Here is an 18,567-nt window from a genome sequence, read left to right on the forward strand (position 1 = left end):
CCCGGCCATGACGGCGTGGACACAAGCGATTTTGAACCCATCCTCTTTCTGCCGCGACAATGGTGAGAACCCGACGCCACGGAGCCCTATGCCATGTGCGGCACGCATTCTTCCGCGCAAGCGCCTTCGCTTGAGAAAACCTCGCTTCGCGCCTTTCTTCTCGGGGCTGCAATGAGCCTCGTCCTTGCAGCTCCCGCCTTGGCGGGCACCGATTGCGTCATGGGCGGCAAGGCTGCTCCTGCGGAGCTGATCCCGGCTTGCAGCACCATCATCGACCAGGCCTCGAACCCAGGGTCCGACCGCGCCGCGGCGCTGCTGGTTCGTGCCGACGCCCATGCCCGCACCTCGGGCGGCCTTACGCAAGCCTTGCGGGACATCGACCGGGCCATTGCGCTCGACGGCAGGAATGCAAAGGCGTGGCGCCTGCGCGGCGACCTCCTGCGCGAGGCCGGTGGCGACCTCAATCGTGCGGCGGCCGACCTCAGCAAGGCGATCGAACTCGATCCGCAGGATGCGGAAGCCTACGAACTGCGCGGTGTCGTCTACACCACCCAGCGCAGGCTCGATCGTGCGCTCGCCGATTACGACCAGGCGATCAAGCTGAAGCCGGATGATGCGCAGGCATGGTCAGACCGCGGCGTGAACTACTATCTCGGTGGCGACAACGAGAATGCGATCAAGGATCTCAGCGAGGCGCTGCGGCTCGATCCCAACCGTCCCCGCACCTACACCAACCGCGGCGCCGCATACAAGAAGCTCGGCCAGCTCGACAAGGCCGTGGCCGACGACGGCGAGGCGATCAGGCTCGATCCGAAGGTCCCCGAATACTTTGACAATCGCGGGCTCACCTATGCCGCGATGAAAGAGTACGACAAGGCGATCGCCGATTACGACCAGGCGCTGCGCCTGGCGCCCCGGCCGAACTTCTTCACCAATCGCGGCGATTCCTACCAGTTCAAGGGTGAGCTCGGAGCCGCGCTCGGTGATTACGACGCTGCACTGAGGTTAGATCCCAATTTCGCGCTGACCTACAACAACCGCGCCGTGCTCTACAAGAAGATGGGCGAGCGCAAGAAGGCGCTGGCCGACTACGAGACGGCGCTCAAGCTCGATCCCGGCAACGAGAACGCTGCCAACGGCCGCCGCAGCATGATCGCGGAGATCGCGAAATTCGGAGATGAGCCGCTGCGCCCTCTCGCGGCCGCCTCCGGCAATGGCCCATCCTTCGCATGTGCGACGGCCAAACGCGAGGTCGAGAAGGTGATCTGCGCCGATCCGCAACTCGGCATGCTCGACCGCCAGATCGCCGAGACTTACGAGCGTGCGCTGAAATCGGCGAGCAAGCGCTCGGCCAGCGAGTTGCGCAAGAGCCAGCGCGATTTCCTCAGCCTCCGCAACGCCAGCTTCGGTCGCCCGGGCTACGACCTGAAGAAGGTCATGCAGGAGCGGTTGCAGAAGCTGAATGCGACGGAGAGTTGAGGCGGGCTCTTCGCCTCTCCCCGCCTGCCGGGTGAGCGGCTTCTCCGCGAGTCCAGCTCCTACCGTGATTGCGGATGCAGCCCCTCAGCCCGACCCTCTCCCAGCAAGAACGGGGAGAGGGAGAAAACCCATCCTTTTCAGCTTGAACCGCGGCCCGTTCCCGGGAAAATAGCCCCCAACAAGGCCGGCGATTGATCCTGGTCATGGCGGGGCGCCTGTCCTGCCACAAGGTTCAGGGCACAGGCGAATAAAGGGACGGGGAGCGCGGGAATGAACGCCGACGGTAAAAGTCGTTATCACGAAGTCCATGCGCGCTCGCTGGCCGATCCCGAGGGCTTCTGGGCAGAGGCGGCGAAAGAGATCGACTGGATCGAGCCGCCGAAGACGATCTTCGATCCTTCGCAGGGAATCTACGGCCGCTGGTTCGCCGGCGGTGTCGTCAATACCTGCTACAACGCGCTCGATCGCCATGTCGAAGGCGGCCGTGCCAAGCAAGTCGCGCTGATCCATGATTCGCCGCTGGCGGGCAGCGTCACCAAACTCACCTATGCCGAATTGCTGCACGAGGTTCAGGCGCTTGGCGCCATCATGCAGGATTTCGGCGTCGCCAAGGGCGATCGCGTCATCCTCTATATGCCGATGGTACCGGAGGCCGTGGTCGCGATGCTCGCCTGCGCGCGCATCGGTGCGGTGCACTCCGTGGTGTTCGGCGGCTTTGCGGCGAAGGAGCTTGCCACCCGCATCGACGACGCGCAGCCGAAACTCATCCTCTCGGCAAGCTGCGGCATCGAGCCCGGCCGCATCGTGCAGTACAAGCCGCTGCTCGACGAGGCGATCAAGCTTGCCGGCAGCAAGCCGAAGGCCTGCATCGTGCTGCAACGTCCGCAGCTCACTTGCGACATGACCCCGGGCCGGGACTATGATTGGGCGAGCCTGCGCCGCAAGGCGATGAACGACGGCAAAAAGGCGCCCTGCGTACCTGTCGCGGCCACCGATCCGCTCTACATCCTCTACACCTCCGGCACCACGGGCGTCCCGAAGGGCGTCGTGCGAGACAATGGCGGCCATCTCGTCGCGGTGAAATGGTCGATGTTCAACCTCTATGGCGTCAAGCCCGGCGAGGTGTGGTGGTGCGGCTCCGACATCGGCTGGGTGGTCGGCCACAGCTACATCGTCTACGGCCCGCTGCTGCATGGCGCGACGACGATCATGTACGAAGGCAAGCCCGTCGGCACGCCTGATGCCGGTGCATTCTGGCGCGTGATCGCCGAGCACAAGGCGGTCGCGTTCTTCACCGCGCCGACAGCTTTCCGCGCGATCCGGAAAGACGATCCGGAAGGAAAGTTCATCCGGCAATACGACCTGTCGAAATTCCGCACCCTGTTCCTCGCCGGCGAGCGGGCCGATCCGCCGACCGTCGAATGGGCGGAGCAGCAGCTGAAGGTGCCGGTGATCGACCATTGGTGGCAGACCGAAACCGGCTGGTGCATTGCCGGCAACCCGGTCGGGCTCGGCATGCTGCCGGTGAAGCACGGCTCGCCGACGGTGCCGATGCCGGGTTACCAGGTCGACGTGGTCGACGAGGCGGCGAAGCCGGTGGGACCCAACACCATGGGCTCGATCGTCATCAAGCTGCCGATGCCGCCGGGTTGTCTGCCGACGCTGTGGAATCAGGACGAGCGCTTCAGGGAGGCTTATCTCAGCGAATTCCCCGGCTACTACAAAACCTCCGATGCCGGCTACAAGGACGAGGACGGCTATGTCTTCGTCATGGGCCGCACCGACGACATCATCAACGTCGCCGGCCATCGGCTCTCCACCGGCGGCATGGAGGAGATCCTGGCCTCGCATCCCGACGTCGCCGAATGCGCCGTGCTCGGCGTCAAGGACGCGATCAAGGGCGAAGTGCCCTGCGGCTTCCTGGTGCTCAAGACCGGCGTGAAGCGTGCGCCCGCCGAGATCGAGAAGGAGATCGTCGCGCTGGTGCGCGATAAGCTCGGCCCGGTCGCGGCCTTCAAGCTCGCCATCACCGTCGGCCGCCTGCCCAAGACGCGCTCCGGCAAGATCTTGCGCGGCACCATTAAGAAGATCGCCGACGGCGATAGCTGGACCATGCCGGCGACGATCGAGGATCCCAAGGCGCTCGACGAGATCGGGGAGGCGCTGAAGGGACGGGTGTGACGTGCTCTCTGTCATGCCCGGGCTTGACCCGGGCATCCATTAATGGGCAAGCAACTGCCTTGATTTCGATGGATTGCCGGGGCAAGCCCGGCAATGACGAATGAGACAGGACCAACCGATGTCAGCCAAGCTCGCGCAGTACGGGGCCATCTCCCTGCTCGCCATTGCTCTCTCCGCCTGCTCCGCGCGCTATCAGACGCCGGTGGCGGTGGGTGGTGACGATGACGATGCGGTCTGCCTGAGCCGGGGCAATGCGCAGGGCTCGCCGGAATACGTGGCCTGCCGCAAGGACCGCGACGTCCAGCGCAACGCCGCCACCGCCCGTGCCGACCGCCGCCAGCGCGACCTCGGCGAATACATGCTGAACCATCCCGATCGGCCCTGATATCGGACGCGGTATCATCCTGCATCTTCACGCGCATCGGTCGTGACAGATCTGCAACGCCGCGGTCAAATCGTGACGCGTTTCGCCCGATTTGATCGGCATCAAATCCTCAGCCGCCCCCTTTCTGCTCAGACGCTCATATCGCGCAACGACGCGCGGAAGATGGCTGAAGGGGACTACAATGCAGAGAACGACAAGAAACCTGGCGCGGCTTGCGACGGTCGGCGCGATGCTCGCGGGCACTTTTGCATCGGTGCAGGCTGCCGATTTGCCGGTTTACAAGAAGGCGCCGCCGCCGGTGGAGGCGTTCAATCCGTGGATGGTGCGTCTGCGCGTGCTCGGCGTGCTGCCGGATGGCGGTGGCTCAACCGTCAATGTGGCGGGCGTTCCCTCGCTGTCCTCGCCGAATTCCGGCCTCTCGATCAGCGACCAGGTCGTCCCCGAGCTCGACATCAGCTACTTCTTCACCAAGAACATCGCGGCCGAACTGATCCTCGGCGTGACTCGGCACTCGATCAGCGGCACCGGCTCGCTCGCGAATTTGCCGATCGGCAAGACCACGCTGCTGCCGCCGACGCTGACGCTGCAATATCACTTCGACCAGTTCGGCGCATTCAAGCCGTATGTCGGCGCCGGCGTGAACTACACCGTGTTCTTCAACAATTCCGCGTCCAATACGCCTGCCGCAATCGTCGGTCCGCCCGCGATTGTCGCCACCACCACCAATTTGCATGTCAGCAACGCCTGGGGCGGCGCCGTGCAGTTCGGCTTCGACTACATGATCGACCGCCATTGGGGTCTCAACGTCGACGTCAAGAAGCTCTGGCTGCGTCCGGATTACAGCGCCACCGTCTCCGGCCTGCCGGTCACCGGCACCGCGCATATCGATCCGTGGCTGGTCGGCGCGGGCGTGACGTACAAGTTCTGATGCTGAGGCGGGACGCGCTGCGTCCCGACGAGGCCAAGGCTACAAGACAAAAGGCTACAAGACAAAAGGCCACAAGACAAAACGCGGCGGGTTTTCCCGCCGCGTTTCAAATTGTGTTCGATCGCGAACGACGAGCGGAGCTTACTGCTCCTCGTCTTCCTGCTTCTTGCCGCCGAGCGTCTTCAGCTTGGCGAACACGGCGTCGAGGTTGAGGTCGTCGCTCGATCGCTCGGCCGGCTCGAACTCGTCCTTCTTGGTGGTCTCGGACGCCGGGAGCAGGGTGGCGCCGCCATAGGCTGTGTCGATCGGCTTCTCCTTGGCGGCGCGCGCCACCTCGAAATCGAGCTCGATCTGCGAGCAGAGACCAAGGGTAACGGGGTCGATCGGGGTCAGCTGGGAGGTGTTCCAGTGGGTCCGGTCCCGCACGCTCGCGATGGTGCTCTTGGTGGTGCCGACCAGGCGCATGATCTGGGCGTCTTTGAGCTCGGCATGGTTGCGCAGCAGCCAGAGGATGGCGCTCGGACGCTCATGGCGGCGCGAGACCGGGGTGTAGCGCGGGCCCTTGCGCTTGGGCTGGGGCGGCAACACGACCTTGCTCTCCTGCAGGCGGAGCCGGTAATCCGGGTTCTTCTCGCCCTTTTCGATCTCCTCGCGGGTCAGCTGGCCGTTGGAGAGGGGATCCATGCCTTTGATGCCCTGGGCAGCATCGCCGTCGGCGATCGCGCGCACCTCGAGGGGATGCATCTTGGTGAAATCGGCGACCTGGTCAAAGGTCAGCGCGGTGTTGTCGAGCAGCCAGACGGCGGTCGCCTTGGGCATCAGAGGTGCGTTGCTCATGGCAAATCTCCTTTGTGCTTCGCCCACCCCTCTGGAGGCGAAGCCGGTGGTCATCAGCGATGACTGGGAATTCGCGCTATATAAGCCCGGAGGGGGTAGCCACGCAATGGTTCTGCTATAGATAGTGCCTTGACAGCGCCCGAAAGGGAGCCCAATTCCCTGTAAGCCCGTACCTAAGCCCTATTCAATCCATCGACCGCTTCCCGCCCATTTGGCGAGGTGATTCGGTCCCGAGATCGCTCAATGTCAGCCAAACCAGACCTCAAGATCGTGCTTTGTTCTCCCCGTGGCTTCTGCGCCGGGGTGGTCCGGGCGATCGACACCGTGGAACGGGCGCTCGATAAGTACGGCGCGCCCGTCTACGTTCGCCATGAGATTGTGCACAACAAGTATGTCGTCGACGGGTTGAAGAAGAAGGGCGCGATCTTCGTCGAGGAGCTCGCCGAAATCCCGGAAAACACCTCCGCGCCGGTGGTGTTCTCGGCCCACGGCGTGCCGAAGTCGGTTCCGGCCGACGCCCAGTCACGCAATCTGTTCTCGCTGGATGCGACCTGCCCGCTGGTGACCAAGGTCCACCGCGAGGCCGCGATCCACTTCAAGCGCGGCCGCGAGATCTTCCTGATCGGCCACTCCCATCACCCCGAGGTGGTCGGCACGCTCGGCCAGCTTCCGACCGGCGCCGTGACCCTGATCGAGACCGCCGAGGACGCCAAGACCATTTCCCCGAAGGACCCCAACAACCTCGCCTTCGTGACCCAGACCACGCTGTCGATCGACGACACCGCGGAGATCGTGGCGCTGCTCAAGGAGCGCTTCCCGAACATCAACGGCCCGCACAAGGAAGACATCTGCTACGCCACCACCAACCGCCAGCTCGCGGTGAAGAAGGTGGCGCCGGTGGTCGACGCGCTCATCGTCGTCGGTGCCCCCAATTCGTCGAACTCGCAGCGCCTGCGTGAGGTTGCCGAGCGCGAAGGTTGCAAGATCGCAGTGCTGGCGCAGCGGGCGGCCGACCTCGACTGGGAGCGGTTCAGCAACATCTCGAGCCTCGGCATCACCGCGGGCGCTTCGGCCCCGGAAGTGATCGTCGAGGAGATCATGGATGCTTTCGCCGAGCGCTACACGCTGCATGTGGAGACGGTCTCGGCCGCGGAAGAGAACGAGTTCTTCCCGCTGCCGCGCCAGGTGCGCCCTGAAGCTGCCGCCGAGTAGACTTTTATGGCGGTCTACACCGACGTTGCCGCCGACGAACTTGCGGATTTCCTGAAGCAATACGATCTCGGCGAGTTGCTCTCCTACAAGGGCATCGCCGAGGGCGTCGAGAATTCCAACTTCCTGCTGCACACCACCGAGGGATCGTTCATCCTCACGCTCTACGAGAAGCGAGTGGCGAAGAACGATCTGCCGTTCTTCCTCGCGCTGATGACGCACCTCGCCGAGCACGGCGTCAATTGTCCGCTGCCGGTGAAGGCGAAAGACGGCGAGGCGCTGCGCGAATTGTCGGGCCGGCCGGCTGCGATCATTACCTTTCTCGAAGGTGTCTGGCCGCGCAAGCCGAACGCGGCCCATTGTGCCGGCGTCGGCGAAGGGCTGGCCCGAATGCATCTGGCCGGCGCCAATTTCGCGATCAAGCGCGCCAATGCACTCTCGGTCGCGGGCTGGCGGCCGCTGTTCGATGCGGCGTCAAACCGTGCCGACGAAGTGCAGCCGGGCCTGCGCGCGTTCCTAGCGACCGAACTCGATTATCTCTCCAGCGCCGTCTGGCCGGATAATCTGCCCGAAGGCGTGATCCACGCGGACCTGTTCAACGACAACGTCTTCTTTCTCGGTGACAAGCTTTCGGGGATCATCGACTTCACTTTCGCCTGCAACGATATGCTGGCCTATGACGTCGCGATCTGCCTCAACGCCTGGTGCTTCGAGCCCGATCATTCCTTCAACGTCACCAAGGCGCGCGCCTTCCTCAACGCCTATGGCCGCGTGCGAAAGCTCTCCGACGCGGAAGAGGCTGCGCTGCCGCTGCTGGCGCGCGGTGCTGCGATCCGCTTCCTGCTGACGCGGCTGGTCGACTGGCTCAACGTGCCCGAAGGCGCGCTGGTCAAGCCGAAGGATCCGCTGGAATATGTCCGTAAGCTGCGCTTCCACCAGAGCGTAACGAGCGTACGCGATTATGGGCTGATGCCGTCGGGGCTAGTGGCGTGAGCGAGCTTCCCAATGTCACGATCTATACCGACGGCGCCTGCTCGGGAAATCCTGGGCCGGGCGGCTGGGGCGCGATCCTCAAGTTCGGCGACAAGGAAAAAGAGCTGAACGGCGGCGAGCGCCACACCACCAACAACCAGATGGAGCTGATGGCGGCGATCTCCGCGCTCGAAGCGCTGAAGAAGCCGTGCACGGTCGATCTCTACACCGACAGCCAGTATGTCCGGCAGGGCATCACCGGCTGGATCCACGGCTGGAAGCGCAACGGCTGGCGCACCGCCGACAAGAAGCCGGTGAAGAATGTCGAGCTATGGCAGAGGCTTGATGCAGCGCTGAAGGCGCACGAGGTGCGCTGGCACTGGGTCAAGGGCCATGCCGGCCATCCCGAGAACGAGCGCGCGGATCAGCTGGCGCGCGACGGGATCGTGAAGGCAAGGACGCAAGCGCGGGTGACGGAGTAGGTGTCATTCCGGGGCGCCCGAAGGGCGAGCCCGGAATCCATTTCTCTACAAGTTCTGAGGAGAGATGGATTCCGGGCTCGCGCTGCGCGCGCCCCGGAATGACGAAAACCTTACAGCTGCCCCAGCAGCGTATCGCCGCCGGAGACCTCGACCTTGCCGGGCATCGCCTCGAGGTTCAGCTTCTTCACCACGCCGTCCTCGACCAGCATCGAATAGCGCTTGGAGCGGATGCCGAGGCCGTTGGCAGAGGCGTCGAGCTCCATGCCGATCGCCTTGGTGAACTCGGCATTGCCGTCGGCGAGGAAGATGGCCTCGTCGCGCTGGTCGGTGTCGCGCTTCCAGGCGTTCATGACGAAGGCGTCGTTGACGGACACGATGGCGATGCTGTCGACGCCCTTGTCCTTCAGGGCGTAGGCGTTGAGGAAGATGCTCGGCAGATGCATCTTGTGGCAGGTGCCGGTGTAGGCGCCGGGCACGGCGAACAGCGCCACCTTCTTGCCCTTGAAGATGTCGTCGGTGGTCTTCACCTGCGGGCCTTCCGCCGTCATCACGCGGAATTTCGCCTCGGGCAGCTTGTCGCCAGTCTGGATCGCCATCGTCAGTCTCCCTGAATATCGATCCCGCTTTTTAGACCGTGCGGCGGGCCTGCACAATATTGCCGGCGGGCAAAGCGGCATCGCCGTCGCCTTTCACCGGGATGACTCAGCCGGAAAAGCCGCCATTGTCGAGGAAGGCCTGCTCCTCGTCGGTGGTCGGGCGCCCGAGCATGCGGTTACGGTGCGGGAAACGACCGAAACGGCGGATGATGTCGGCGTGCTCCTGGGCGTATTTCAGGTTCTCGGCGTTATCGGTGTCTTGGAACAGCGCGATGCAGTGCTCCTGGTCCGGCAGGTGCTCCGAATGCATGAAAGGCATGTAGAGGAATTCGAGCAGGGCCGGATCGATCCTGCGATCCACCGCCCGATCGATGGCGCGGCGGGCAACATCGCGGGCCGGCGCGTCGCTGGAGAACGTCATGGGATCGCCGCGAAACATGTTGCGGGGAAACTGGTCGAGCACGATGACGAGCGCGAGTGCGCCCTCGTCGCTGGCCTCCCATGACCCCAGCTCGCCCGCGGCCGCCTTCTGCCATAGCGCGCAAAAGCGGCGCCTGACCTCCGCGTCGAAAGCGTCATCGCGCTTGTACCAGCGCTCGCGGCCGGCTTCGCGCCAGAAGGCGAGAATGTCGGCCGGCGCGATGTCTCCGACGTCAGTCATCAGCGGAAGGTCGGCCTTACGCCGCCTCCGCCTTCTTCTCGTCGCGCAGTTCGCGTCGCAGGATCTTGCCGACATTGGTCTTCGGCAGGTCGCTGCGGAATTCGATGTGCTTGGGCACCTTGTAGCCGGTGAGCTGCTCGTGACAGAACTTGATCACGGCCTCGGCGGTGAGGTTTGGATCCTTCTTCACCACGAAAGCCTTCACCGCCTCGCCCGACTTGGAATCAGGAATGCCGATCACGGCGCATTCGAGCACGCCCGGATGGCTCGCGATCACTTCCTCGACCTCGTTGGGATAGACGTTGAAGCCGGAGACCAGGATCATGTCCTTCTTCCGGTCGACGATCTTGGTGTAGCCCTTCTCGTCCATGATGCCGATGTCGCCGGTGCGGAAATAGCCGTCCGCGGTCATCACCTTGGCGGTCTCCTCGGGCCTGTTCCAGTAGCCCGACATCACTTGCGGGCCCTTGGCGCAGATCTCGCCGGCCTGGCCGAGCGGGACTTCGTTGCCGTCGTCGTCGCGGATCGAGATGTAGGTCGAGGGCACGGGAATGCCGATCGTCCCCGTGAACTCGGTTGCCGTTGCCGGATTGCAGGTCAGGGTCGGCGAAGTCTCCGACAGGCCGTAACCCTCGGCGATGAAGCAGTTGGTGATCGCCTTCCATTGATCGGCGACGGGGCGCTGCACCGCCATGCCGCCGCCGTTGGAGATCTTCAGCTTGGAGAAGTCGAGCTTCTTGAAATCAGGGTGGTGCATCAGGCCGTTGTAGAGCGTGTTCACGGCCGGGAAGCTGTTGACCTGGTATTTCGCCAGCTCCTTGACGAAGCCGGCGATATCGCGCGGGTTGGGGATCAGGAGATTGCAGCCGCCGGCGCGCACCGCGAGCAGATAGCAGGCCGTCAGCGCGAAGATGTGATAGAGCGGCAGCGCGCAGACGATCATGAGCTGGTCGACATGCGGCGGCGCGGCGAGCGCCGGCTGGAGCCAGGCGTCGTTCTGCAGGACGTTCGCGACGATGTTGCGGTGGAGCAGCGTGGCGCCCTTGGAGACCCCGGTGGTGCCGCCGGTATATTGCAGGAAGGCGACGTCGCCCGGCGAGAGTTTCGGCTTGTTGAAGGTCATGCCGCGGCCGGCCGAGAGCGCGTCGTTGAAGGAGACTGCGCCCGGCAGCGACCAGGCCGGTACCATCTTCTTGACGCGGCGGACCACGAGATTGACGATCACGCCCTTGAAGCCGAGCAGATCGCCCATGGCTGCGACGATGACGTGCTTGACCTGCGTCTTGGCGATCACCTGCTCGACGGTGTGGGCGAAATTCTCCAGCACGATGATGGCTTCGGCGCCGGAATCCTTGAGCTGGTGCTCGAGCTCGCGCGGGGTGTAGAGCGGATTGACGTTGACCACCGCGAAGCCGGCGCGCAACACGGCCGCGGTCGCGACCGGATATTGCAGCACGTTCGGCATCATGATGGCGACGCGTGCGCCGCGCTGCAGTCCGCGGCCCTGCAAATAGGCGGCGAGCGCGACCGACATCTGGTCGAGGTCGCGATAGCTGATGGACTTGTCCATGCAGATGAACGCCTTGCGGTCGGCGAACTTGGTGAAGCTCTCTTCGAGAAGGTCGACCAGCGATGCGTATTGGGTCGGCTCGATATCGGCAGGCACGCCGGGCGGATATTGCTTGAGCCAGATGCGCTCCATGGAAAACTCCCCTCATCTACCAGAGCCCGCTGTGTCTCGGGCTTGCCTCATTGCCGCCAGTATCGAGCCTGCCGGAACGGGTGGCAAGTCGTCGAGGCTTAGGGCAAAGGTCAGGGAGTGGCTACCGGAATCGTCCAGAAGCCGCGCTGCCGCAGGTGCGAAGCGCGTGGCGCGGGGTCGGTGCCGCGTTAACTGTTGTTGGCCGGCTTGGTGGCGGGCTTGGTCGCGGCCTTGGGCTTGGCGGGGCTGCCTGCCGCAGGCTTCTCGGCGGGTTTTGCCGCAGCATCGTGCTTGGCGGCAGCATGCTTGGGCGCCGCCGGCTTCGCCGCAGTTTTCGTCTCACTCTTGTCGTTGGTCTTGCCCTCAGCCGGCTTGGCAACAGGCTTCGCAGCCGCCGTCTTGGTATCCTTGGCGTCCTTGCCCGCGTCCTTCGGCTTGTCGGCCGCATCGGGCTTCTTGGCCACGCGCGACTTCTTGCCACGCGGCTTCGACACCGTCTGCTGGTCGGCATCGGCTGCGACGGCCGCGATCAGGGCGGTGCCGGTGCGGGTCGGGCCGGTATAGACCAGCACGGGCTCGGCCGCCGCGGGAGCCTGCGCCATCAGCTCGGAAGCCTTCATCAAGGGCGGCTGAAGGCCGGCGGTGAAGAAGGTCACCTGGGCTTCGCCACCGGTGGCCGAGGCCGATCCGGAGGTCGCGCCATTCGCCGCAATCAGCGCGTCGTCGTCATCGCTGGCCGGCCGCTTGCGATGGCCGCCGCACATCTCGTCACGCAGGTTCGGCGGCGAGGCGTCGACCGGCACGAGGTTGTCGACCGTGCCGAGCGAGGGGCGCAGCCACGTCAGATTGTCCTGGCTGAAGCCGCGCTCCAGCAGCTGCGCCGCCTTCACCGCGCGCGCCGTGCCGGAGCTGGAGCCGAGCACCACCGCGATCAGCCGGCGGCCATTGCGGGTCGCTGAGGCGACGAGATTGTAGCCGGAGGCACAGATGAAGCCCGTCTTGAAACCGTCGGCGCCAGGATAGCGGCCGATCAGCTTGTTGAAATTGCCGGTGACGCGCTTGCCGAAGCGCATCGCCGGGATGTGGACGAAGTATTCGTATTCCGGCAGGTCGCGCAGGAACGAGCGCGCGAGGATGCCTAGGTCGCGCGCCGAGGTGATCTGGCCATCGGCGGGCAGGCCGTTCGGATTGACGTAGCTGGTCTGCGTCATGCCGAGCTTCTTCGCGGTATCGTTCATCATGGCGGAGAAACCGTCGATCGAACCGCCGACGCCTTCAGCGAGCACCACGGCCATGTCGTTCGCCGACTTGACCATCATCATCTTCAGCGCGTTGTCGACGGTGAGCTGCGTTCCTGGACGGAACCCCATCTTCGAGGGCGATTGCGAGGCCGCCGTCGGCGATACCGTCAGCAGCGAGTCGAGCGTCAGCCTGCCGTCCTTGACCGCCTTCAGCGTCACATAGGCGGTCATGATCTTGGTGACAGAGGCCGGATACCAGGGAACGGTCGCGTTCTCCGCCTGCAGCACCTTACCGCTGTCGGCCTCGATCAGCAGCAGGGCTTCGGCGCTGGCCGCGCGTGGCGCAAGCAGCGCGGCACATGCGAGCGTCGCAGCGAAGAGGTTGAACAGGGATTTGCGAAGCAGCGGGCGTAGGGCGTGCACTATCCGATTCCGGTCCTTGGAAAACCGCCCGGTTCCGGGCAGCTCTCGCGATCTGATTGTCGGTTCTGAAATCCAGCGCCGCCGCTTGCGGCGCCGCAAACCTATACCGGCTGGTGCGTCGAGAACAGGGGCATGAGCGAGGTATTCCGCAATGAAATAGGCCGAATTTCGACGATCCTGTGAGGACTTGCTAGGGGGACTTGGCAGCAGTCGCAGCAGCCTCTGCGGCTGTCACGCTGGCCCGTGCGGTCTCATGAACCATGAATTGGGCCTTGGCGAGCTCGGCGAAATGGCCGCCCTTGGCCACGAGTTCATCGAAAGTTCCGCTTTCGATCACCCGCCCGTTCTCGAACACCAGGATTCGCGTGGCGTTGCGGATGGTGGAGAGGCGATGGGCAATCACGAAGGTGGTGCGGCCCTTCATCACTTCGTCGAGAGCAGCATTCACCTTGGCCTCGGTGACGGCGTCGAGCGCGCTGGTGGCCTCGTCCAGGATCAGGATCGGGGGATCTTTCAACAGCGCGCGGGCGATCGACAGCCGCTGCCGTTCGCCGCCGGACAGCATGCGGCCGCGCTCGCCGGCATTGGTCGCAAAGCCGCCGCTGCGCTCGATGAAATCGAGCGCCTGCGCACGTTCGGCCGCCTTGCGCATCTCGGCCTCGGTCGCGTCCGGCTTGCCGACGCGCAGATTCTCCTCGATCGAGCGGTTGAACAGCAGCGCCTCCTGGAACACGACGCCAATATTCCGGCGCAGCGACGTCAGCGTGATGCCGCGCACGTCCATGCCGTCGATCCTGATGAAGCCGGATTGCGGGTCGAAGGCGCGATGCAGGAGCGCGATCGCGGTGGATTTTCCGGCGCCGGTCGGGCCGACCAGCGCGATGGTCTGGCCGGGTAGCGCGGTGAAGGTGAGGTCCTCGATCGCCGGCCGCTTGCCGTCATAGGAAAAGGAGACGTCGTTGAACTCGACGAGGCCGGACAGCCTGCCCGCATCGATCGCATCGGGCCGGTCGTGAACCGCGGGCACGGCGTCGAGCACATTGAAGAATTCGCGCAGGCGGGGCGCCTCCATGAACACGTTGTTGATGAAGCTCACGACCTGCTCGAGCTTCTGGATCAGCAGCGTGGCAAAGCTCACGAACATCACGATCTCGCCGACCGATGTCAGCCCCCGGTCGTGCAGCGCGATGCCCAGCGTGAAGATCGCCAGCACGGTGATGGTCGTGGAGGCGCGCGTGATGACGGTGACGAGCGCCCACCAGGACAGCACCGGCATCTGTGCGGCCAGCAACTCGTCGGCAACGGAGCGTAGTCCCTTCACCTCCGATTCGACCCGCACGAAACTCTGCACCAGTGCGACGTTGCCGAGCGCGTCGGAGGCGCGCGCTGACAGCTCGCTGTAGTGCTCTTCGACCTGCATCTGCATGCCGAAGGTCCTGCGCACGACGAAAGTGGTCAGTGCCGTGAACACGACGCAGAGCACGAACAGCAGGATCGCGAGCCGCCAGTTCAAATAGAGCGACAGCGGCAGCAGCACCACGACCGACAGGATCGCGGCAAAATGCTCGCGGAAGAAGCCGACCCACAGCCGCCACAGCGCGTCGGTGCCATTGAGCATCACCTTCATCAGCCGGCCCGAATGGGTGCCGGAGTGGAAGGTCAGCGGCAATTGCAGGATGTGCTCGAAATAGTCGGTCAGCACCGCCTGGCGCTGGCGGTGCGAGAGCCGGTCGGCCTGCAGGGCCACGAGCGCGCTGCAGAGAATGGTGAACAGCCCGAACGCGACCCAGGCCGTCAGGAATGGCCAGGCCGAGTTCGAACCGGCGACCGACTTGCCGGAGAGCACGTCGACGATGCGGCCGAACAGCACGGGCTCGGCGAATTGCGAGGCGGCCAGCAGGAGATTGGCAAACGCCAGCAGCCAGCCCAGCCGCGCCTCCTTGCCGAGCAGTTCGAGAACGCGGGTGTAGAGGCTGAAAATAGACATGCGGACCGGCAACTCGGGGGATAACGGGACCCGTATTCTAAGCAGGGATCGCCTGCGAGATACAGTGGAAGCTGCGGGTTTTGCTCAATTGATCAGCCGCCCCGCGACCGGCGGCAGGAATCGGTCTTCGAAGATGTCGCCTGCCGTAGGCCGCTTGCGGAATTTGAAGTCCTGCGCGATCTGGTCGATCGAGCGCTCCAGGCGCAGTGGCTCGATACCGCCAAGACCGTTGCGCTTGACCTCGTCGGTCAGGATGTTGTCGACGAGGACGGTGCGCAGGCGTTGCAGCTCCAGGTCGCGGTCGCCGCCGTCGATGCGGCTCGCGGTCTCGTCCGCTGCACGCGCCGGCTCCTTGACGGCCGCATTGATGCCGGCGATCAAGGCGCGGACGAAGCCCTTCACGGCGTCAGGCTTTGCGGCGGCGAAGGCGGGATTGGCGACCACTGCGAAGCCATAGGCCTCGCAGCCATAGTCGGCAAAACGCAGCACGACGAGATCGGCCCCGGGCACGCCGCGATCCCTCAGGTTCACCGCGGAGAGATAGTTGAAGCCCGCGACCGCATCGACCTGTCCCGCGGACAGGATCGGCTCGCGGACCGCAGCGCCGATCTTGTGGAATTTGATGCGCGATGCGTTGATGCCGTTCTGCTGCGCCAGCGCCGGCCACAGTCGCATCGACAGATCGCCGTCGGCAGCGCCGACGGTCTTGCCGTCGAGATTGGGCAATCCCTCGATGCCGCGGCTCCTGCGCGCGACGATCGCGTAGGGCGCGCGGTTGAACAGCACGAACACCGCCTTGACCGGCGCCGAATCCTCCTTGTCGCGAAACCGGATCAACTCGTTGATGTCGACCAGCGCAAGCTCGCTGTCGCCCTTGGCGACGCGCGCGAGCGCCTCCGGCGATCCGGCTGCGCTGTTGAAGGACACGTTGAGACGTTCGGCACTGAACCTGCCGTCCTTCGCCGCGAGGAAGAACGGCGCCACGCTGGCGTCGAACGGACGGTCGAAGGTGAAATGGATCGCAACGGACGGCGCAGCGGTCTCGGCCGCACCGACATCGCGTGCAACGAGCGTAGCAAGCGAGATCGAGAGAGCCAGCAGGCAACGGAGGGCTGTCGTCTTGAATCCTGACATCGATTGCGCCGGTTCCGCATTGTTATGGTTTCGTGACGCTCGCGGCGCCGGCGCGGCCAGTCTCTCCGCGCCAACATGAACGGCGGATGAGCGGCGGCTGCGTCACGAATACGCAACCCCGTTCAGCTTGTGTTGGGGTTGGGGAACCCAACATGGCATGCGGGTGTTTGACAGACATGAGCCTGACTGCAGGCACTATGCAAGGTCCCAAGGAGGGTCCAGGAGATGTTTGACAGATTTTCGACGTTTGCCGGCCGCAAGGCCGTTCTTGCCACTGCCGCGGTGCTTGCGTTGACCGCGGTTGCCCCGACAGCTTCCTATGCCGGCGGTCGCCACTGGCATGGTGGAGGTGGCGCGGCTTTTGCCGGCGCGGCCATCGCCGGCGCCATCGGCACCGGCCTTGCGATCGCCGCCACCCGTGATGCCTACGCCTACGATGCCCCGGCTTACTATGGCGGCGGCCCGGTCTATTACGACGAGGGTCCGGTCTATTACGGCGGCGACTCCTATATCGGCCCGCGCCCGTTCCACCGTTGCGGCGGCCCGTATCAGTCTGCGCAGGGCGGCCAGGGCAACATCTCGACCTGCTACTGAGCGGCGCTTCCCAGCTTGACCTGAACAGGCCGTCGCGCTTGCCGCGCCGGCCTGTTTTCTGCTTTTATTATCGGACGTTAACACGCCCGCCATTTGTTTAGAGTAGTTTCGAGTACCATGAGTGATTCGCTTGAGCGGCTATATCTGGCTGTGCTCGCGGCCAGAGATCTTGATCCGGCAACGTCGCGGACGGCCCGGCTGTTTCAGCGTGGGCCTTCGAAAATGGCAAAGAAGCTCGCCGAAGAGGCCATCGAGGTCGTGATCGACGCCGTCAATGGCGACACCGATGCCGTGATCCGGGAAAGCGCCGACCTCTTGTACAATCTCACCGTGCTCTGGGCCTCTGCGGGCGTGCGCCCCGAGGACGTCTGGCGCGAAATGACGCGGCGGGAAGACATGCTCGGCATCGCCGAGAAGCTGCCGAAATCGTCGATGAAGCTGCCTAAAGTCGCGTCACCGCGCGTGGCTGCCAGGCGGCCGATTGTCGCGCTTGAGGGCCGAACCGCGCGCAAGCGCCACTAGAAACGTCATAATTAGCCTCAATCTCGGCATGGACAAATCCGTCCCATGGTGCTTCATCGCGGCGCCATGCTGAAACGTATCTACGATTGGTGCATCGACGCCGCCCATAAGCCCTACGCGCTCTGGATCATGGGAGCCGTGTCTTTCGCCGAGAGCTCCTTCTTTCCGGTCCCGCCGGATGTGATGCTGATCCCGATGTCGCTGGCGCGCCCGCAGCGCGCCTGGCTCTATGCGATGGTCTGTACCGTCACCTCGGTGCTCGGCGGCATCGTCGGCTACGCCATCGGTGCGCTGCTGTTCGACTCCGTCGGCCAATGGCTGATTCAGGTCTACGGCCTCGGCGGCAAGGTCGAGGCCTTTCGCGCCTCCTATGCGGAATGGGGCGCGGTGATCATCCTGCTCAAGGGGCTGACGCCGATCCCCTACAAGCTCGTGACGATTACCTCGGGCTTTGCGGGCTACAACATCCTCCTGTTCGTTCTGTGCTCGATCGTTGCGCGTGGGGGGCGCTTTTTCATCGTGGCGATTCTGCTCAACCGCTATGGCGACTGGATCCGCGTGAAGATCGAGAAGCATCTCGGTCTCGTGGTGGCGGTCGGTGCTGCCGTGCTGGTGCTCGGCTTCGTGGTGGCGATCAAGCTAATCTAGATCCACAGTGCTTTGCCGCAGGGGCCGCTTCGGCTACGGTTGCCACCATGATGGTTCGATCCGGCAATCCGGCCGCGCGGCTCGGGACGCTGATGTCCGCAGTGCTGCTCCTGCTTGCTGCTTGCGGGACGGGGTGGGCGCAATCGGCGCCGCCGTCGCTTGGCTTGCAGGAGCAAGGGCCCCAAGCTGCGCCGCCGCCCTCGACGCCCCCGCCTGCAGAAAATCCCGGGCTGATCCATGAAATGGGCAAGCTGTTCGACAAGCTGCCCTCGATCCTGCCGCCGATCAAAAGCCCCAGCGAGACCATGAACGACCTGTCCCGCCTGGCGAAGCCCTCGACCATGGTGTCGGGACGCGCCGCCTGCCCGGCATCGTCCAACGGCGCGCCCGATTGCAAGCAGGCCGCCGACCAGCTTTGCCAGAGCAAGGGCTACAAGGAAGGCAAGAGCCTGAATGCCGACTCCGCGGAAAAATGCTCGGCCAAGGTTCTCATTCCGGGCAGGCAACGCAAGCCGGATGACTGCCGCACCGATACTTTCGTGACCAGCGCGCTGTGCCAGAATTGATGCGATGACGCAGCGCGTCA

The 18,567-nt window shown here is 64.4% G+C and carries 18 protein-coding genes; 11 read left to right on the forward strand and 7 right to left on the reverse strand.

The annotated features are described in order from the left end of the window. Positions 1 to 93: 93 nt before the first annotated feature. The 4 genes from C7G42_RS04690 (at position 94) to C7G42_RS04705 (ending at position 4,973) form a co-directional block, all read left to right on the forward strand. Positions 94 to 1,479 carry a tetratricopeptide repeat protein gene (locus tag C7G42_RS04690; RefSeq protein ID WP_106947870.1) on the forward strand — a complete coding sequence of 462 codons (1,386 nt, stop codon included), beginning with the start codon at positions 94 to 96 and terminating at the stop codon, positions 1,477 to 1,479. 270 nt (positions 1,480 to 1,749) lie between these two features. Beyond that, positions 1,750 to 3,660 (forward strand): propionyl-CoA synthetase, encoded by a 1,911-nt coding sequence (locus tag C7G42_RS04695; protein ID WP_106947871.1) that lies wholly within the window; start codon positions 1,750 to 1,752, stop codon positions 3,658 to 3,660. A 118-nt stretch (positions 3,661 to 3,778) separates the two neighbouring features. Next, the gene (locus tag C7G42_RS04700) at positions 3,779 to 4,045 is read left to right on the forward strand and encodes a hypothetical protein (protein WP_106947872.1); all 267 of its coding nucleotides are present in this window, start codon (positions 3,779 to 3,781) and stop codon (positions 4,043 to 4,045) included. Between the two features lie 181 nt (positions 4,046 to 4,226). Next, positions 4,227 to 4,973, forward strand: a complete 747-nt coding sequence (locus C7G42_RS04705; protein ID WP_106947873.1) for an OmpW/AlkL family protein — start codon at positions 4,227 to 4,229, stop codon at positions 4,971 to 4,973. Between the two features lie 141 nt (positions 4,974 to 5,114). On the opposite strand, the gene C7G42_RS04710 is transcribed toward C7G42_RS04705, so the two are convergent. Next, on the reverse strand, positions 5,115 to 5,810 hold the full coding sequence (locus C7G42_RS04710; protein WP_162308764.1) for a DUF1013 domain-containing protein: 696 nt from the start codon (positions 5,808 to 5,810) through the stop codon (positions 5,115 to 5,117). A gap of 243 nt (positions 5,811 to 6,053) precedes the next feature. Here C7G42_RS04710 and ispH point away from each other — a divergent pair, with 243 nt between their 5' ends. The 3 genes from ispH to rnhA are packed head-to-tail and all read left to right on the forward strand — an operon-like array spanning position 6,054 to position 8,473. Further along, a complete protein-coding gene (gene ispH / locus C7G42_RS04715) occupies positions 6,054 to 7,022 on the forward strand; it encodes a 4-hydroxy-3-methylbut-2-enyl diphosphate reductase (protein ID WP_106947874.1) in 969 nt (322 codons plus the stop codon). A 6-nt stretch (positions 7,023 to 7,028) separates the two neighbouring features. Continuing rightward, positions 7,029 to 8,012, forward strand: coding sequence for a homoserine kinase (locus tag C7G42_RS04720; protein WP_106947875.1), 984 nt, complete (start codon positions 7,029 to 7,031; stop codon positions 8,010 to 8,012). Next, positions 8,009 to 8,473 carry a ribonuclease HI gene (gene rnhA, locus C7G42_RS04725; RefSeq protein WP_106947876.1) on the forward strand — a complete coding sequence of 155 codons (465 nt, stop codon included), beginning with the start codon at positions 8,009 to 8,011 and terminating at the stop codon, positions 8,471 to 8,473. The genes C7G42_RS04720 and rnhA overlap by 4 nt, the downstream gene beginning before the upstream one ends. A gap of 110 nt (positions 8,474 to 8,583) precedes the next feature. Here rnhA and C7G42_RS04735 read toward each other — a convergent pair whose 3' ends face one another. The 6 genes from C7G42_RS04735 to C7G42_RS04760 form a co-directional block, all read right to left on the reverse strand. After that, positions 8,584 to 9,069 carry a peroxiredoxin gene (locus C7G42_RS04735; RefSeq protein WP_106947877.1) on the reverse strand — a complete coding sequence of 162 codons (486 nt, stop codon included), beginning with the start codon at positions 9,067 to 9,069 and terminating at the stop codon, positions 8,584 to 8,586. A gap of 106 nt (positions 9,070 to 9,175) precedes the next feature. Continuing rightward, complete coding sequence (locus tag C7G42_RS04740; RefSeq protein WP_106947878.1) at positions 9,176 to 9,730, reverse strand: DUF924 family protein; 555 nt, start codon at positions 9,728 to 9,730, stop codon at positions 9,176 to 9,178. Positions 9,731 to 9,746: 16 nt separating this feature from the next. Next, positions 9,747 to 11,432, reverse strand: a complete 1,686-nt coding sequence (locus tag C7G42_RS04745) for a long-chain fatty acid--CoA ligase (protein ID WP_106947879.1) — start codon at positions 11,430 to 11,432, stop codon at positions 9,747 to 9,749. A 188-nt stretch (positions 11,433 to 11,620) separates the two neighbouring features. After that, a complete protein-coding gene (locus C7G42_RS04750) occupies positions 11,621 to 13,096 on the reverse strand; it encodes a D-alanyl-D-alanine carboxypeptidase family protein (RefSeq protein WP_106947880.1) in 1,476 nt (491 codons plus the stop codon). A 190-nt stretch (positions 13,097 to 13,286) separates the two neighbouring features. Continuing rightward, a complete protein-coding gene (locus C7G42_RS04755; RefSeq protein ID WP_106947881.1) occupies positions 13,287 to 15,083 on the reverse strand; it encodes a glucan ABC transporter ATP-binding protein/ permease in 1,797 nt (598 codons plus the stop codon). A gap of 84 nt (positions 15,084 to 15,167) precedes the next feature. Continuing rightward, positions 15,168 to 16,217 carry an ABC transporter substrate-binding protein gene (locus C7G42_RS04760; protein WP_106947882.1) on the reverse strand — a complete coding sequence of 350 codons (1,050 nt, stop codon included), beginning with the start codon at positions 16,215 to 16,217 and terminating at the stop codon, positions 15,168 to 15,170. Positions 16,218 to 16,442: 225 nt separating this feature from the next. Here C7G42_RS04760 and C7G42_RS04765 point away from each other — a divergent pair, with 225 nt between their 5' ends. The 4 genes from C7G42_RS04765 (at position 16,443) to C7G42_RS04780 (ending at position 18,547) form a co-directional block, all read left to right on the forward strand. Beyond that, positions 16,443 to 16,811 carry a hypothetical protein gene (locus C7G42_RS04765; RefSeq protein WP_106947883.1) on the forward strand — a complete coding sequence of 123 codons (369 nt, stop codon included), beginning with the start codon at positions 16,443 to 16,445 and terminating at the stop codon, positions 16,809 to 16,811. A 117-nt stretch (positions 16,812 to 16,928) separates the two neighbouring features. Then, complete coding sequence (gene hisE, locus C7G42_RS04770; protein WP_063200315.1) at positions 16,929 to 17,333, forward strand: phosphoribosyl-ATP diphosphatase; 405 nt, start codon at positions 16,929 to 16,931, stop codon at positions 17,331 to 17,333. Positions 17,334 to 17,378: 45 nt separating this feature from the next. Then, complete coding sequence (locus tag C7G42_RS04775; RefSeq protein ID WP_162307746.1) at positions 17,379 to 17,981, forward strand: YqaA family protein; 603 nt, start codon at positions 17,379 to 17,381, stop codon at positions 17,979 to 17,981. 47 nt (positions 17,982 to 18,028) lie between these two features. Beyond that, on the forward strand, positions 18,029 to 18,547 hold the full coding sequence (locus C7G42_RS04780) for a hypothetical protein (RefSeq protein WP_106947884.1): 519 nt from the start codon (positions 18,029 to 18,031) through the stop codon (positions 18,545 to 18,547). Positions 18,548 to 18,567: the final 20 nt, after the last annotated feature.

This window comes from Bradyrhizobium sp. MOS003 (assembly GCF_003020125.1).
GTDB lineage: Bacteria > Pseudomonadota > Alphaproteobacteria > Rhizobiales > Xanthobacteraceae > Bradyrhizobium.

Bases quoted from the DNA above. Each gene is read 5' to 3' on its own strand.
- C7G42_RS04780 (WP_106947884.1), top strand. From the start codon at position 18,029: ATGATGGTTCGATCCGGCAATCCGGCCGCGCGGCTCGGGACGCTGATG.
- C7G42_RS04765 (WP_106947883.1), top strand. From the start codon at position 16,443: ATGTTTGACAGATTTTCGACGTTTGCCGGCCGCAAGGCCGTTCTTGCC.
- C7G42_RS04700 (WP_106947872.1), top strand. From the start codon at position 3,779: ATGTCAGCCAAGCTCGCGCAGTACGGGGCCATCTCCCTGCTCGCCATT.
- hisE (WP_063200315.1), top strand. From the start codon at position 16,929: ATGAGTGATTCGCTTGAGCGGCTATATCTGGCTGTGCTCGCGGCCAGA.
- C7G42_RS04775 (WP_162307746.1), top strand. From the start codon at position 17,379: ATGGTGCTTCATCGCGGCGCCATGCTGAAACGTATCTACGATTGGTGC.
- C7G42_RS04695 (WP_106947871.1), top strand. From the start codon at position 1,750: ATGAACGCCGACGGTAAAAGTCGTTATCACGAAGTCCATGCGCGCTCG.
- ispH (WP_106947874.1), top strand. From the start codon at position 6,054: ATGTCAGCCAAACCAGACCTCAAGATCGTGCTTTGTTCTCCCCGTGGC.
- C7G42_RS04755 (WP_106947881.1), bottom strand. From the start codon at position 15,083: ATGTCTATTTTCAGCCTCTACACCCGCGTTCTCGAACTGCTCGGCAAG.
- C7G42_RS04710 (WP_162308764.1), bottom strand. From the start codon at position 5,810: ATGAGCAACGCACCTCTGATGCCCAAGGCGACCGCCGTCTGGCTGCTC.
- C7G42_RS04720 (WP_106947875.1), top strand. From the start codon at position 7,029: ATGGCGGTCTACACCGACGTTGCCGCCGACGAACTTGCGGATTTCCTG.
- C7G42_RS04705 (WP_106947873.1), top strand. From the start codon at position 4,227: ATGCAGAGAACGACAAGAAACCTGGCGCGGCTTGCGACGGTCGGCGCG.
- C7G42_RS04690 (WP_106947870.1), top strand. From the start codon at position 94: ATGTGCGGCACGCATTCTTCCGCGCAAGCGCCTTCGCTTGAGAAAACC.
- C7G42_RS04760 (WP_106947882.1), bottom strand. From the start codon at position 16,217: ATGTCAGGATTCAAGACGACAGCCCTCCGTTGCCTGCTGGCTCTCTCG.
- C7G42_RS04740 (WP_106947878.1), bottom strand. From the start codon at position 9,730: ATGACTGACGTCGGAGACATCGCGCCGGCCGACATTCTCGCCTTCTGG.
- C7G42_RS04745 (WP_106947879.1), bottom strand. From the start codon at position 11,432: ATGGAGCGCATCTGGCTCAAGCAATATCCGCCCGGCGTGCCTGCCGAT.
- C7G42_RS04735 (WP_106947877.1), bottom strand. From the start codon at position 9,069: ATGGCGATCCAGACTGGCGACAAGCTGCCCGAGGCGAAATTCCGCGTG.